Raw genomic sequence first — 16,753 nt, forward strand, 5'->3', positions numbered from 1 at the left:
ATGGCCACCCTGACGAACAACGAGAAGGTACTGCGCGGCCTCGACATGCTGCAGGAGGGGATCCTCCCGTGGGTCGAGATGCGCATGGCGATGCACGCCCCCTCCGGGACGGACTGGCTGGAGCTGTGGTCCTCGCAGGAGAACGCCAAGTTCGGCACCGCCAAGACCTACACCAAGGACGACGTCCGCGTTCTCCTTCGCATCGTTACCGAGCGGTGGCAGGTCTTCAAGGACGACCTGGAGCGCCCCCAGTCGGCCCTGGCGACCGAGCTCCGCGACACCGCCAACCGCGCCCACCACGGCGAAAAGTTCTCCTCGGACGACACCTACCGGGCCCTGGACACGATCGAGCGCCTGCTGATCGCCATCGGCGCGGCCGACCAAGCCGACGCCGTCGCGACCCTACGCTCAGAGCACCAGCGTGAGGTCTACGAGAAGCAGGCCCGCAACCGCGCCTCGAAGGTCGCCCCGATCGCCGTCGCCGGCACGCTGGCGGGCGTGGCGGTCAAGCCGTGGCGCGACGTCGTCGTCCCGCACCCCGACGTCATGAAGGGCCAGTTCTCCAGCGCGGAATTCGCCGCGGACCTCCACCAGGTCGCGACCGGGCAGTCCACGTCGCCGGAGTACGCGGACCCGCTGGAGTTCTTCGCCCGGACGTTCATCACATCCGGGCTGCAGGACCTGCTGGAGCGGGCCCTGCGCCGCCTCTCCGGGGACGGTGGCGCCTCCCCGGTCGTCAACCTGCAGACCCAGTTCGGTGGCGGCAAGACGCACTCAATGCTCGCGCTATTCCACCTGTTCTCCGGGATCGAGGCGCGGTCACTGCCTGCCGGCGCCCAGGACGTCGTCGGGCACGTGCTGACAGCTACGACCGACGAGCCGGACCCGCTGGCCGCACTGCGGGTGCGGCGGGTGACGCTCGTCGGGACTCGCCTATCCCCTGGCCAGACGGCAACCAAGCCGGACGGGACGACGATCCGCACCCTGTGGGGCGAGCTCGCCTGGCAGCTCGGTGAGGCCGGCGCCCCGGGCGGCGGCCAGGCCACCTACGCGCGCGTGGCCGAGGCGGACGCCAACGGCACGCCGCCGGGCACCGTACTCGACGAGCTGGTCCGCGAGATCGTCGACGGCGGCGAGCGGATCCTGATCCTCGTTGACGAGTGGGTGGCCTACGCCCGCCTACTCGTCGACGCGCCGGCGCCGCTGCCCGGCGGCACCTTCGAGGGCCAGTTCACGTTCGCCCAGCACCTCACCGAGCTCGCGAAGTCCACGCCGGGCGTGATGCTCGTGGTCTCAATCCCCGACTCTGAGTCCATCGACAACGGTGGCGGCGGGTCCGCGCTGGAGGTCGGCGGGCCCAAGGGCCGTGTGGCGCTGGAGATGCTGCAGCAGGTCATCGGCCGCAACGCCGACGACTGGCGTCCCGCAACCGGCCTGGAGTCCTTCGAGATCGTCCGGAGGCGGCTCTTCCAGCAGCCCGACGCGGCCGCCCTCGCGGACATCGCGGCCGTGGCCAAGCAGTACGTGAAGTTCTACCAGGACAACCACGGGTTCTTCCCAAAGGACGTCACCAACGGCGCCTACGAGGCCCGTATCAAGGCGGCCTACCCGATCCACCCCGAGCTGTTCGACCGGCTCTATGAGGACTGGTCGGCCCTGCCGAAGTTCCAGCGCACCCGCGGCGTGCTGCGGCTGATGAGCCAGGTGATCTCGGCCCTGTGGAATGCCGGGGATACCGCGCCGCTGATCACGCCGGGCGTGGTGCCGGTCTCGTCGTCGGACGTGTACTCGGAGATCACCCACTACCTGGACGACAACTGGCGCCCCATCATCGACAAGGACGTGGACGGCCCGGGCTCGACGCCAGTGGTAATCGACGGCGAGCGGCCAGCCTTCGGGTCCCGGCACCTGACCCGCCGGATCGCCCGCACGGTGTTCATGGCGACCGTGCCGACACTGCGCACGCAGCACGTCGGCGTCGACATCCGCCGGCTGCGGCTCGGTGCGGCCGTCCCCGGCGACGTGATGAACCACCTGGGCGACGCCCGGGAGCTCCTCTCGACCCGGGCAACGTACTTCTACGAGGACGGCGACCGATCCTGGTATGACACGGCGGCGTCGTCGACCCGGCTGGCAGCTGAGAAGGCTGCTGGGTACTCGGAGGAGGACGTCTACGCGGAGATTGTCACGCGGCTCCGCCAGGAGAACAGCAAGGCCAAGGGCCAGTTCGGTACGGTGCACGCCGCGCCGGAGGACGCCGGCGACGTGCCCGACGGTGACGCGCTCCGGCTCGTCCTCGTCCACCCGCGGCGCACCTGGGCGAAGGACGCGTCCCAGGCGACCGAGTTCGCCGAGGAGGCACTCACGCGGGCCGGGTCGGGCCAGCGGCAGAGGCGGAACCAGGTGGTCTTCCTGGCCGCCGACCGCGGCCGCTACGGCGACCTGGAGAACGCGGTCCGCGAAGGGCTGGGCTGGCGGTACGTCGTCGAGCGCGCCGAGGAGCTCGGCCTGTCCCTGCAGCAGAAGAATCAGGCGATCAAGCGCGCGGCGGATCTGGACGTCATGGTCGAGGCTCGGCTCCGGGCGGCGTACACGGCCCTGCTGACCCCGGTGGGGCAGCCGGGGGCGAAGGTCACGCTGTCGTTCGACCGGCTCACCGACGGCCCGACCTCGATGGCCGAGCGGGTCACCGCCAAGCTCAAGAGCGTGGGCAAGCTGGCCGACCTGTACGGGACCGCGCTGGTTCGGATCGCCCTGGACGGACCGCTCGCCTCGGCCTGGGCGGACGGGCACGTCGCGTTCGGGACGCTGTGGACCTGGTACACCCAGTACCCGTACCTGCAGCGGCTCCCCCGCCGCGAGGTTCTGGAGCAGGCAGTGCTGGCGGTCGGCAGCTCTCTGGTCTGGCAGGCGGAGGGATTCGCCCTGGCTTCCGGGTACGACGACGCGAGCGGGCGCTACCTTGACCTTTGGCTCCCCGGCGACCTGCCGGAACCCCCGTCGGTACCGGACACGTGGCTGCTCGTGCGGCCGGACCGAGCCGTCGCGCAGCGCGCAAGTGACCGGCGGCCAGTCGCCGGTCCCGAGGACGAACCCGCGGCCGACAACAACGACGGCCGGGTCACCACCGAAGCGAGCGGCGCGCAGCTCGCGCCGCGGGACCAGCCGAAGCGCCGGTTCTTCGGTTCCAAGACCCTTGATCCGGTCTCCTACGTCAAGGATTGGAACCTGCTGCGTGAGGAGATCCTCAGCACTCTGACCGCTGCGGACGGGACGTCGTTGCGGATCACCGTCGAGGTCGAGGCGCAGAACCCCGACGGCTTCTCGGAAAGCACCATCCGGACGGTCAGCGAGAACGCGAACGTGCTCGGACTGGAGCAGAAGGGCTTTGAGGAGAGGTAACGATGTCGACGGCGGATGGACGCAAGACCGTTTCCTCCCGCGAACTACTGGACATCCGGGAAGAGAGCTGGAGCAAGCGGCTGTCGCACGTCTCGCTGGTAGCCGAAGCACTGGACAGAATCAAGCCGGAGTTCCGGCAGCAGGCCCTCGGCGTTCTGGGCAGGCTCTACCTGCGCGCTGAGCCGCGCGACCACCGCCGGATCCTCCAGCGCTGGCCGGCGGTCCACGTCCTCGCGACGACTGGGGCGGCGACCGACCACTACGCCTCGAACACCTTCTGGCCGTTCTTGGCGAAGTCGGTGGGGATGAGCAGCCCGGTCCAGGGGTTCCAACAGACCTGGGGAACCGCGTTCCTCGACAACCTGCACGCCCTGGGCCTGCCTGCCTTCGAGGACAGCGACGACGCCGGGACCCGGTACGTCGGCCGGATCCTCATGCACTCCGGTATGCCGACGTCCTGCCTCCCTGTCTACTTCGAGCTGGTCAGCAGGCGCCGCACCGGGATCGCCGGCCTGAGCGCCGAGGCTTTCGTCTCCTGGGCCTCCGCCCAGGCGGGTCGAGGTGCGCTGCACAACGTCGACAAGCCGGTCGCCCGGTTCCTCCAGTACGGCGGCGAGTTCGCAGTTGACGTCACCAGTCGCGTCTTCGACCTGCTGGACGCCGTCACCGGTGGCGGTGATGGGTCGGATGTCGCCCTGCCAGAGCGGTTCGCCGCGGTGGCCCAGGATCTGCAGCGCAAGGGCCGGGTGGCACGGGCGGCCCGCGGTTCGATGTCCTCGGTCGCGAGCGCAGCGGACCAGCAGCCGCGCCTGGTGCTGGACCCCTTCGGTTTTGGGGTTGTCCTGCGGCTGCCGTCGGCGTCGTCGGTGAGCGACCGGGCGACAACCTGGATCGTGGACGCAGATGGGACCAGGCAGCGCGTTAAGGCCAATGTCGTCCCACCGGGTCTCGACGAGGCTCCATCGACCGACGTCCCGCTGCATCGCCCTGTCCGGCTGGTCTCGGCAGCTCTTACGGATCATGAGGACCTGACCGCCACGGTCGACGTAGTGGATGATGCGGATCCCCTCCTGGCATTCGACGAGAACGGTGAGCTGCGGTCGACTGCAGTGCCGCTACCCGGTCGACCCGTCTGGTTCCTGTTTCCGGGCACGCCCGACGACCTGGTGGTAGCGGGCACGCGGAACGTACGGACGGAGAGTCCGTTGCCACCCGGCTGGGCCGGCTGGTGCCTGCTCCTGGTCGATCTTGAGGGTGCGCAGTCAGTCTCCATCGCAGGCACGGGATCGCCGCGTGCCGTCCGCAATTACGCCTCGGCCCGGATCCAGATCAGCGATCCGGTGGCTGGGGTGCGCACCACGCTGGGACGGCCGGTCCATGCCCACCTGCCATCGATCGCGCTGCCGGAAGAGCTGCGCGAGGCCGAGTGGGAAGTCTCTCTGCTTGCGGCCGACCGTCTCGCCGTGGCGCGGTGGCGGAGCAGCGACGGCGGCAACCCTGACGAGATCTGGGAGCGGATCGACCGGCCGCTGGTCGGCTCGTTCACCCTCCAGGTCCGCGGGCCCTGGGGGCGCGGGACGTCTCGGGCCTTCGACGTGGTCGAGGGGCTGCGAGCGACGTCCACGCCAACCTGGCGGTGGTTCGACGCCGGTGGTGGGCTTCAGCCCGCGAAGGTCACGCTCCGAGCCGACGACGGGGTGGCGCTCGCCCGCGACACCCTCGAGCTACCCTCAGTCGCCCGCGTGACCCACGTCCGGGCGGGCGCTCGGGACCGGTGGCTGACGCTCGTCGTTGGCCCGCCGCACATGACAGTCGCCTACCAGGCCGCGGGCTCAAGCCTCGCGCCGTCGATCCGTCCGCTACAGCTCTCGCAGGAGGGCCTGGGCAGCGATCCGGGGACACTCGTCCTGGACGTGGGGCAGGCGGCCGAGCCGCGGCTGCACTTCCTGACGGCGGGCGGAGTCCAACAAGTAGTCGAACCCGGCGCGGGACGCAACGGGATGTACCAGTTCAATCTGGCGCGGTTGACGGACACGCTGGCCACCCACCCGCACGGGCGTCTTGCCCTCGATCCGGAGGGTGGGCTCGTCGTCGGGCACGTGCGACCCCAGCGGTTGTGCTCTTTCATACGCCCGACGGCCGCGGGACTGGAGCTGGTCGACTCCGTGGACGTCGAGGGCTTGACAGCGATCGTCTATGCGACGACAGCACCTTGGCGGTCACCCGTGTCGCTTCCTGTGAAGGCCGGCCGGGTGGAGCTCCCGGAGGACCTGCGGAACGCGGGACCGCTCCTTGTCACGGTCCGGATCGAGGACCCGTGGGTCCCCGCTGACGTGCCTGAGTGGCCGGGACCTGGTGACAGCAGACTCGTCGAGATCAGCGGCCACGTGCGGTCCGACCAGGCAGACCTCACCACGCTATCGGCGTACTTGGCGGACGAGGGTCCCGAACCTGACGACGTCGCCGACCTTGAAGCCGTCTGGACCACCCGCGGACTGGCCGAACGGCTCGGGATCGGTGCCCGGGCCACGACCGTTCGCACGGTGCTGGATCGGATCCTGCGGTCCCGCCCTCGTGAGGCCCTCCTGTCGGTGACCGAGTCCCGGGCGCCGGGCGAGATGGTCCCGTCGTTCATCGTCCAGTCGGGCTTGGCGTGGGCAGATCTCGCCAACGCCCACGACGACGAGCCGCTCGTCTGGAACGTCCGTAACGCGCTACCGGCCATGCTGCTAGCAGCGGCAGACGGCGACTGGTCCGACGAGGAGGCCGAGGCCGCGATCGCAGTGTGCGGTCCTGAGGTGACCGCGCTGCGCACTGGGACAGACCCCGCCCCGCAAGCGGGACTGCTCGACCAGTCGGCAGTGATCTTCGACGGGTTGCCGTCGGCCGCGCGAGACTCGATGGTCAAGCAGATGGGTCTGGTACCGAAAGGCCTGCTGAGCCTCGACGCGCGCGTTGCAGCAGGGATGGCGTTCGTAGAGCGACGCCGTGACGAACGCCTGTCCTGGCTCATGAAGAACGCCCACGACCTGTTCGCGGAGAGCCGCCGATTCCTGACCGTCCTCGCCGATCCCGTCGCCTCGGCGAGCGTGCTCGCCCGCTCACCCCGTGATGCGGACGGCGGGTGGCGGGTCGTGCCAGCGATCTCGCTGACCTACGCTTTCGCCGCCCGGCACGCGGCGCGAGGTCACCTGATGGGAGCGACCTGGCTGAGCGGTCGCCGGAAGTCGACCTGGACCACGCTCGCCGAGGTCGCCCCCGAGCTGGTCACCGTCGACCTGATCCTTGCTGAGCTGTTGGTCTCCAGCACTACCACCGACCGAACGGAAGCCTAATGGCCGAGAGCCTGGACGCGATCCGCACCTCCCGCGAGATCACCTCGACGTACCGCCGCTACCTCCAGACGCTACTGGCGGTCCGGGACTCCGAGATCAGCGATGCGCTCGCCGAGACGATCGACCGGACCCCGATGCTGGACAAGGGCCCGTACCTGGAGGCCACACCGCCGTACGCGCCCGGCGCCACGCTGCAGTCCCTCATCGACGACGGCGTCCTGTCCCCCGGGTTCGCCGAACTGGGCAGCGCTGCCTTGCCGCTGGACCGTCCGCTCTACGTCCACCAGGAGCGGTCGATTCGGAAGGCCGCTGAGGGACGGAACGTCGTCGTCGCAACCGGTACGGGTTCGGGCAAGACGGAGTCGTTCCTCCTGCCGATCCTCGACAGCCTGGTCCGCGAGCGCGAGGCCGGCACGCTGGGACCGGGCGTCCGGGCCCTACTGCTCTACCCGATGAACGCCCTGGCCAACGACCAGATGAAGCGTCTGCGCCAGTTGCTCGCCGGCTACCCGGACATCACGTTCGGCCGGTACACCGGCGACACGGAGACCGATCCCGCCCGTGCTCGCGAGGCCTTCGGGAACCTCAACATCGGCGAGCCGATCCTGGACAACGAGCTGCTCAGCCGCACCGAGATGCGGCAGGCACCGCCGAACCTGCTCCTGACCAACTACGCGATGCTGGAATACCTGCTCCTGCGGCCGCTCGACCTGGAGCTGTTCGGCAGCGGCAAGGACAGCCCGTGGCGCTTCATCGTGGTGGACGAGGCCCACGTCTACGATGGCAGCCAGGGTGCTGAGGTGGCCATGCTGCTGCGCCGGGTGCGGGACCGGGTGGCCCCGGACCGGCCGATCCAGTGTCTTGCGACCTCCGCCACCGTCGGCGCCGACACCGACCCGTCGGCGGTGACCAAGTTCGCGACCAACCTGTTCGGGGAGCCCTTCGAATGGCAGGCGAACGACCCCGCCCGGCAGGACCTGATCGGCGCGCAGCGCGTTGCGGTGCCCCCAGGCCCGTTCTGGGGCCCCCTGGGCGCGAAGGACTACGTCAGCCTGGCCGAGGGCTGGGACCGTGAGCAGGCTGTGCTCGACGCGGCCCGATCCGCCGGCTGGCAGGGCACGGGTTCGGCTGTCGACGCGATCCTGCACGAGCAGACGCTCGCGACCCTCCGCACCCGCCTCGCCGACGGCCCGGACACCTTCGGCCACGTCCAGCGAGCTCTCTTCGGTAACGACCCTGACGGCGAGCGCGGACTCGCCTCACTGGTCGAGCTCGCGAGCGCCTTGCGCCGCCCGGACGGGACGACGGCGCTCTCGGCGAGGTACCACCTGTTCCTCCGCGCGACCGAGGGCGCGTTCACGTGCCTCTCGCCCTCGGGACCGCATGTTCAGCTCGCCCGGCACACGGAGTGCGCGGAGTGCGATGCGCCGGTCTTCGAGATCGGGTCCTGCAGCCGGTGTGGTTCCGTGCATGTCCTGGGCAGCCCAGAGATCCACGAAGGTCTGCTCCGTCTCCGGCCGCGGAAGGCGATGACGCGCGGTACCTGGTACGTGCTTGGGGACCAGGAGTCGATCGACGACGAGGATGAGGACGCGACCGTCGATCTCGTTCCCACGGACGGACGCGAGACCGAAGCGCCGGCCCCAGGCTCGGACGCGCCCGTGACCGCGGTCGGCGAGGACGAGAAGCTCTGCGCGACCTGTGGCGGGATCAACCCGGGTGCGGCCCGGACCTGTGCGGGCTGCGGGTCGAGCTCGCTGCGGACGGTCCGCAAGCTCAAGCAGAAAGGGGACGAGATCTCAGGTTGCCTGGTGTGCGGAGCCCGTGGGCCTGGCACGGTACGCGTCTTCGAGACGGGCTCGGACGCGAGCGGCGCGGTCATCGCGACCTCGCTCTATCAGAACCTTCCGCCGGCGCCTGACCAGGCAGCAGGCGGCTCCCTGCCGGGCGAGGGTCGGAAGCTCCTAGCGTTCAGCGACTCACGGCAGGCAGCCGCATATTTCGCACCGTACCTGCAGGATTCCTACGGGAAGGTCCAGCGGCGACGCCTGATCGCCCAAGGCCTGACCAAGGCTCGCGCCGATGATGAGCCCGTCTCCGTGGAGGACCTCGTCTTCACCACACAGGCTGCCGCGAAGAAGGTGCAGTTCTTCAAGGGCGGGAAGACTGCGCAGAGTGAGTCGCGGATCGTCGCACCGTGGGTCATGGCTGAAGCTGTGGCCACTGACGACCGTCAGTCGCTTGAGGGCCTGGGGCTGGTCGGGATCTTCCTGGAGCGGCCATCAGGACCCGCGCCCCGCCCGCTCACTGCGCTGGGGCTGTCCGACGATGAAGCCTGGGACCTCCTCCAGGAGCTTGTGCGCACCCTGCGCCAACAGGGCGCGGTGGAGATGCCGGACTCCGTCAAACCGCACGACGAGATCTTCGCTCCGCGTCTCGGGCCGATCTGGGTCCGTCAGCAAGGTTCGGAACCGACGCGCAAGGTGCTTTCGTGGCTGCCGACCAAGGGCACCAACCGACGCGTCGACTACGTGACCAAGGTCCTTGCGGAACTCGGCTCGGACGCCGACCCGCAGGAACTCCTCGCAAACATCTGGCGGATGTTGACCGCGCAGACCTCTCCGGTCAAGTGGCTCCGCGCGAACCACGAGAAGTCCCTGGGCCTTGTCCACCAGATCGACCACGAGCTACTGCGGTTCTCCCTGATCACGGAGAAGACCCCTGTGTATCGCTGCTCGGTGTGCCGCCGGACCACTCCTGTGTCGGTCCGTAAGGTCTGTCCAGCCCTGCGCTGCGACGGGACGCTTGAACCCTTCTCCCCGCCGCCGGTCGGCGAGGATCGGGACCACTACCGGACCGTGTACCGCACCCTCAACGCCGTCTCCCTGTCGGCGATCGAGCACACTGCCCAGTGGGCCAACGCCAGGGCGGCCGAGATCCAGCACCAGTTCGTCAAGGGCGAGGTCAATGCCCTGTCTTGCTCGACGACGTTCGAACTCGGAGTCGACGTCGGCGAGCTGCAGGCAGTCATGATGCGCAACATGCCTCCGACAACCGCGAACTACCTGCAGCGGGCCGGGCGGGCTGGGCGACGGTCCGGCGCGGCCGCCCTTGTCGTTACCTTCGCGCAGCGCCGGTCCCACGACCTGACAAGGTTTGCCGAGCCCGAGGTGATGATCAGCGGACATGTCCGCGCGCCGTACATCCCACTCGTCAACGAGCGGATCGATCGACGCCACGCCCAGTCCATCGCGATGGCGGCCTTCTTCCGATGGGTCTTCGAGAGCACCGAGCGGATCTATCGGACGGCCGGCGAGTTCTTCTTGCCAGACGACGAGGGCAACGACCCACCGGTCACTTTGGTCAAGGACTTCCTCAGCCCGGTGCCGCCGGGCGTAGCGGAGTCGCTGGCGCGCGTAATCCCGGCCGAGATCGCCGCACAGGTGGGTGTGGCAGATGACAGCTGGGCCGGTCTTCTCACTGACCTCCTCGAGAAGGTCCGCCTGGAGCTGAACAGCGAAATCGAGGAACTCGAGAAGCTCAGCGCCGAGGCGTCCGAGCAGAAGAAGTACGGTCTGGCCGAGCGGTACCAGAAAGTCAGCAACACCCTCCGCAGGCGCAACCTGCTCGGCTACCTTGCGAACCGCAACGTCCTGCCGAAGTACGGGTTCCCCGTCGACTCCGTCGAGCTCCGCACCGATCCTGGGTACGGAAAGGGCGGCGCCGAGCTCGACCTCACGCGAGACCTCTCCTCAGCCATCCACGAGTACGCCCCCGACGCTGAGCTGGTGGCCGGAGGTCAACTGTGGGTATCACGTGGAATTTACCGGCTCCCCGGGCGCGACCTCCAGGAGTTCAAGTACCAGGTCTGTGGTCGCTGCGGCGCATTCCGGCGGGGCATCGGGGCGCTCGACAGCATCTGCTCCGTCTGCAAGCACGTCAACCAGACGGGTCCGCGGACCCTGACGATCCCTGAGTTCGGCTTCGTCGCAGGCTCCGAGCCGAAGCGCCCTGGCGCTCGCCCCCCGAAGCGCTCGTGGAGCGGGGCGGTGCACGTGCTGGCGAAGTCCCCTGAGGCGCATACGCGGGAACTGCGGCTCGCCGGCGGCAGGATCGAGGCCGAGGCTGGCCCCCGCGGGCGGCTCGTCTCCGTGGCAGACGGTCCTGCAGGGATGGGGTTCTGGATCTGCGAGTGGTGCGGGTTTGGTACGTCGCGCGCGAAGCACCCGAAGGTTCCGCCAGCCAAGCACAAGCATCCCCTTCGCAACAACGAATGCACGGGACCGATGGATCTGCTCGACCTCGCGCACCAGTACGAGACGGATCTCGTGTCCCTCCGGTTCTCCGTCAGTGGCGGTGGGAGGGCGCAGGGCGCCTGGAAGTCGCTCCTGTACGCGATCGTCGAGGCCGCCAGCGACACGCTGGAGATCGCCCGTGACGACCTCGGAGGTTCTCTCGTCCCGGAGGGACTCGAAGACTGGTCCATCTCCCTGTTCGACAGAGTCCCGGGCGGCGCCGGGCACGTGCTGAACGTCGAGGCAAACCTAGAACGCGTGCTCGACGCGGCGCTGCAGCGGGTCAGCTCGTGCGAGTGCGGAGCCGAGACGTCCTGTTACGGCTGCCTCCGGTCGTTCAGCAACCAGCGCGATCACGACGAGCTCTCCCGCGGCGACGCGGCCGAGATCCTACGCAGCCTCCTGGGCGCCGAAGGCTCGGCTGTCCCGTCTGGCTGGGAGCAGGCCTTCTCGCTCGCGAACGGCGCAGAGCGCGCCGTCCTCCAGATTCTCGCAGAGCACGGCGTTCCCGTGCCGGATCTCGGGTTCGAGTCCGACGCTGGCGTCCCGATCGGGATCTCCTGGGCCGACAGGAAGATCGCTTTGGAGATGGACGACCTTAACGATGCGGATCGGCGCGACCTCGCCGCCGAGGGCTGGGTGGTCCTGCCTCTGGGCGCCGAGCTCTGGGATCGGCTCGCAGGATGACCGCGGACGACGATTCCCGGATCTCGGCGGCGCTCGGGACTGAGCTGGAGAAGCTCGTTCCTGGGCTTCGCGTGCGAGGCGTTGCCGGAGACGTCGTCACTGTCGTCGCCGCACGATGGATCGGCATGAGCGCCGTCGAGCTGACCTACCGCGACGCGTCGGGCGGACTGGGCGAGGCGCTTCTGCGACGGTCCGACGAGACACGGCTCCGTGTGGAGAGCTCGACCCACCGAGCCTTCGACGCCGACCCTGCCGAGTGGCGGCTCGCCGCAGAAGCGCTACGGATCCGGTATGCGGCGCTCTACGATCCAATGCTCGCCGTCTCGACCTCGGACCTGGACCCCCTGCCCCATCAGTTACGCGCGGTGTACGAGGACCTGCTGCCCCGCACGCCGCTGCGATTCCTGCTGGCCGACGATCCCGGTGCCGGTAAGACGATCATGGCCGGCCTGTACATCAAGGAGCTCCTCCTCCGCGGCGACCTAGAACGATGCCTCGTCATCGCTCCAGGCTCACTGGTCGAGCAGTGGCAGGACGAACTCGCGGACAAGTTCGGGCTGAAGTTCGACATCCTCACTAAGAGTACGATCGACGCCGCCCGCGATCCGGCTGATGTCTTCGCCAGGTCGCCGCTCCTCATCGCGCGGATGGACCAGCTCTCCCGGCACGAGGGCCTGCTCGAAGCGCTGAAGACAACCGACTGGGACCTGGTCGTAGTCGACGAAGCTCACCGCATGTCGGCACACTGGGCAGGCCAGGAGCTTAAGCGGACCAGGCGCTACCAGCTTGGGATGCTGCTAGGGCGGATTGCCAGGCATCTGCTGCTCATGACCGCGACACCGCACTCCGGGCACTCCGACGACTTTCAGCTCTTCCTCGCCCTGCTCGACACCGACAGGTTCGAGGGCCGACTCCGAGGTGGAGCCCCGGCGAGGCCGGACGACCTCATGCTGCGCCGAGTTAAGGAACAGCTGCTCACCCTGGACGGCAAGCCGCTGTTCCCCGAGCGGCGGGCCTACACGGTGCCCTACGCCTTGTCGCCCGGTGAGGTCGAGCTGTACGAGCGGGTCACCGAGTACGTGCGAACCGAGATGGGTCGGGCTGAACGACTCGCAGCCGACGCAGGACGTCGCAGCACCGTCGGCTTCGCCCTCACCGTGCTACAACGCCGTCTGGCCTCCAGTCCCGAGGCGATCCTCCGGAGCCTGGAGCGCCGCCACGATCGGCTCGGCTCACGCGTCCGCGAGATCGAAGCAGGAGGAGCCCTTGACGCCGTCAGCCACCACGAGACACAGCTGGAAGCTTGGGAGAAAGACGACCTCGACGAACGCCTTGACGACCTCGACGCCGGCGAGCTCGAAGGCCTCGAGGACGAAGTGCTTGATGCTGCCACGGCCGCCCGGACGGTCGCCGAGCTCCGAGCCGAGATAGCAGCGCTCGACGACCTCGTCGTCCTGGCGCGGCGGGTCCGGCTCGCAGGCGCCGACCGGAAGTGGACCGAGCTGCGGTCCATCCTCATCGACCAAGGCGTGGCGGCCGGTGCCGACGGTGCGCCCCGCAAGCTGATCGTGTTCACCGAACACAAGGACACACTGACCTACCTGGTCGGCCAGGTCGGGACGCTGCTCGGCGACCCCGGCGCCGTCGTCTCAATCCACGGCGGACTGGCCCGTGCGGCGCGCCGGGCAGTGACGGAGCGATTTACACAGGACCGCGAGGTCAGGGTCCTGGTTGCCACCGACGCGGCCGGCGAAGGGCTCAACCTGCAGCGGGCACATCTGATGGTCAACTACGACCTGCCCTGGAACCCGAACCGGATCGAGCAACGGTTCGGACGCATCCACCGGATCGGGCAGACCGAAACCTGTCACCTCTGGAACCTCGTCGCCGAGGGCACCCGTGAAGGCCAGGTCTTCACCAGGTTGCTGGACAAGGTGGAACAGCAACGCAAGGACTACGGCGGACAGGTCTTCGACGTGCTCGGCGAGGCCTTCGAGAACCAGCCATTGCGCGGCCTCCTGCTTGAGGCTATCCGATACGGCGACCGACCCGACGTCCGGGCCCGGCTCGACGAGGTCATCGACGCGACGGTCGGCGAAGGACTGGACCGGCTGCTCGCGGAACGGGCTCTGACCTCGGACACCCTTACTGCTACCGACTCCGAGGAGATCGCACGCCGGCTGGAGCTCGCCCGGGCGCGACGACTGCAGCCCCACTACGTGCGGGCGTTCTTCCACTCGGCGTTCTCCCGGCTCGACGGGCGCATCGTTGCGCGAGAGGCAGGGAGGTACGAGATCACCCGGGTGCCGCTCCGGGTCCGCGAGCTCCGTCGGCGCGGTGCAGCACCCTCGGTGCTCGAACGGTATGAGCGAGTGGCGTTCGAACGCTCCGAGATCCGGAGGCCTGGGCGTCCTGTCGCAGAGCTTCTCGCGCCAGGGCATCCCCTGCTCGACGCCGTCGTCGACCTGACGATCGAGGATCTCGGTTCCGCTCTCGAGCGTGGCACCATCCTCTACGACGGGGAGTCTGAGGAACTCGACCCCTGGCTGCTCGTCGCGTCCACCGAGGCGATCCACGATGGCCACGGACGCGTGGTCTCTCGACGGTTCGCGTACACCGAGCTGGATCCGTCAGGTGAGGCGCGGGCAGGGGGCCCCGCACCGTATCTCGACTACGGGCCGGTACCAGTCGGCCTGTCCGACGCCGCCGAGCAGGTCTCCGGTCAGGCCTGGCTCGCCGACGGTGCCGAGGCGCTGGCTCTCGCCTGGGCGACCGAGCACACGCTGCCAGCGCATGCCGACGACGTCGGCCACGCGGTCGCCGCGATAGTCGGTAGAACCCGAGCAGCGGTCCGGACACGTCTGATCGCGGAGGTCAACTACTGGGACGCCGAGCACGCCAGGCTGACGGACCAGCTCGCGGCCGGGAAGAAGGTGCGGACGAGGCCGGAGACGGCCTACCGGCGAGCCCGCGAGCTGGAGGACCGCCTTCTTCGACGAATGGCCTCGCTCGATCTGGAGGAGCAGCTAACAGTGCAGCCTCCGCTGGTGCGTGGGGCGGCGATCGTGGTCCCGGCCGGGATGCTCCGGCCGGGCGCGCCGGTCGACGCGGAAATCGACGTTCCGCTGCATGCGGGCGACACCGCCCGTGTGGACCGCAGAGCAGTGGAGGCCGTGCTGGCCGCCGAGCGGGCGCTCGGCGCCGAACCTGTCGAGATGCCGCACAACAACCCGGGCTTCGACGTCAGGTCGGTCAGGCCGGACGGATCCGTGGTGCAGATCGAGGTCAAAGGGCGGATCGTCGGCGCGGTCGATTTCACCGTCACGAAGAACGAGGTCATCTTCGCCAAGAACCTCGGTGACGGTCACCGGCTCGCTCTCGTGGAGGTCTCGTTCGGTTCTGCAACCGAAGACCGCCTGCGATACATCCTGCGCGCCTTCGACGACACCGACACCGATGACTTCACGACGACGAAGTACGTCAAGGACTGGAAGAAGCTCTGGAACCTCGGAGGTGAGCCACAGTGATCACGAGTGGCCTACGGCGTCCGAGCGGTACCAGACTGCGAGCTACTACCTCGCGCAAACTGCGCGCATCGCTCAGAACCGTCCGTGAAGATAGCGGGTTACCTCCCGCTAGGGCTATCGCATCCTGAAACAGTTCACCCTCGGTGAGAGGACAACTTGCCGCTAGCCTGCAAGCGCGAGCGAGGGGGCTGCTGTGGATCCGTTGCGAAGCGAACTGACGCGCTCTGTTGTTCCGCCCGATCCGAGGGCGGGGTGGGAGTCCATGATCGTGCTTGCCACGGTCAAGGCCTACCCAGCGATGTCTAGTAAGTACGGCGAATCGGTGTGCGTCGCCGGACTGCGGCTCGACAGCCCAGAACCGGAATGGGTCCGGCTGTTCCCGGTACCGTTCCGGTCGCTACCGGACGACACGCAGTTCGACAAGTACCAGGTGCTTGCTCTGCGTGCTCAGCGAGGAACGACTGATCGCCGGCCTGAGAGCTGGAAGCCGGATCTCGGTTCCCTGCGGCTAGGAGCCACAGTGGGCACGGACAACGGGAAGTGGCGACGCCGCTGGCAAATCGTGGAACCGCTTGCTGACTCCACGACGACCTGCGAGCTGTTGAAGGGAGCGCGCGAGCACGGCCAGAACGCACCGTCTCTAGGGCTAATCCGCCCTGCGGACATTAGTGAGCTGGTCGTGGAGACCAACCCGGACTACAAGACAGGCAGCACCGAACAACTCGACGTCGACTTGTTCGGGACGGAACGTGCACTACTGGAGGCAACACCGTTCCTGGTGCACTACCGCTATCGGTGTGCCGCGCCAACTTGTCGCGGGCACCGGCAGTCCATCGTGGACTGGGAGTCTGGGCAGCTGGCGCGACGTAATCTGCGCACGCACAGCCTTACTGAGGCGAAGGAGCTGCAGAGGAAGAGGTTTCTCGACGAGATGTGCGCGCCGGGGCGGGAGACTCTCTTCTATGTGGGCAACCAGCATCAACACCCCATCTCGTTCCTCGTGCTGGGCTTGTTCTGGCCGCCGAAGCATTCCCGGCCCGCGCCGACGCTATTCGATTAGGCGCTGACCAAGACCTCGGTCAGCGCATTGATGACAAGGCTGCGATGGCAGCATCGCGCGTCAGCCTCGAAGCAGACCAGGACTACGGGTCCGGAGTCGAGCAGGCCGCTGATCCGGTCGAGCGCCTCGGCCGCTTCTGGCTTCTGCATGACCTCTTGGTTGAACCTGTGATGCGCAGCGCGTGCTGCGTCGGACTGGGGATCGGCGAACCCTGCGCGGTTGTCGACGGGGTTGCCCAACGCGGGAAGGTGCAGATAACCGATGCCTGCAGATTCGACGTGCTCGGTCAGGATCCGCTTGGAGAAGCCACGCTTACGAGAGACCGGGTTGAGCCGGACGTCCACGACTGTCTGAGCACCAACCTCGCGTGTGTAATCGAGGAGATCCTCAACCGTGCGGCCTTCGTAGCCCCAGCCGTGCAGTCCTGAAACTCGGTTCTCGGCCATG

6 protein-coding genes are annotated in these 16,753 nt (G+C 68.3%); 5 read left to right on the forward strand and 1 reads right to left on the reverse strand.

What is annotated here, in order from left to right:
• The 5 genes from ACYVK7_RS12110 to ACYVK7_RS12130 all read left to right on the forward strand — a co-directional run bounded on the left by ACYVK7_RS12110 (position 1) and on the right by ACYVK7_RS12130 (position 16,306).
• Positions 1-3,402, forward strand: coding sequence for a Swt1 family HEPN domain-containing protein (locus ACYVK7_RS12110; protein WP_460887964.1), 3,402 nt, complete (start codon positions 1-3; stop codon positions 3,400-3,402).
• A 2-nt stretch (positions 3,403-3,404) separates the two neighbouring features.
• Entirely contained in the window at positions 3,405-6,737 is a 3,333-nt protein-coding gene (locus ACYVK7_RS12115; protein ID WP_460887965.1) for a hypothetical protein, read from the forward strand.
• A gap of 134 nt (positions 6,738-6,871) precedes the next feature.
• Positions 6,872-11,719, forward strand: coding sequence for a DEAD/DEAH box helicase (locus ACYVK7_RS12120; RefSeq protein ID WP_460887990.1), 4,848 nt, complete (start codon positions 6,872-6,874; stop codon positions 11,717-11,719).
• Positions 11,716-15,246, forward strand: coding sequence for a helicase-related protein (locus ACYVK7_RS12125; protein ID WP_460887966.1), 3,531 nt, complete (start codon positions 11,716-11,718; stop codon positions 15,244-15,246). The genes ACYVK7_RS12120 and ACYVK7_RS12125 overlap by 4 nt, the downstream gene beginning before the upstream one ends.
• Before the next feature lie 262 nt (positions 15,247-15,508).
• On the forward strand, positions 15,509-16,306 hold the full coding sequence (locus ACYVK7_RS12130; protein ID WP_460887967.1) for a hypothetical protein: 798 nt from the start codon (positions 15,509-15,511) through the stop codon (positions 16,304-16,306).
• Here ACYVK7_RS12130 and ACYVK7_RS12135 read toward each other — a convergent pair.
• Positions 16,303-16,752, reverse strand: a complete 450-nt coding sequence (locus tag ACYVK7_RS12135) for a DUF488 domain-containing protein (RefSeq protein ID WP_460887968.1) — start codon at positions 16,750-16,752, stop codon at positions 16,303-16,305. The two genes, ACYVK7_RS12130 and ACYVK7_RS12135, sit on opposite strands and share 4 nt — an antisense overlap.
• Between the last annotated feature and the right edge of the window lies 1 nt (position 16,753).

The sequence above is a fragment of the Promicromonospora xylanilytica genome (genome assembly GCF_054782895.1).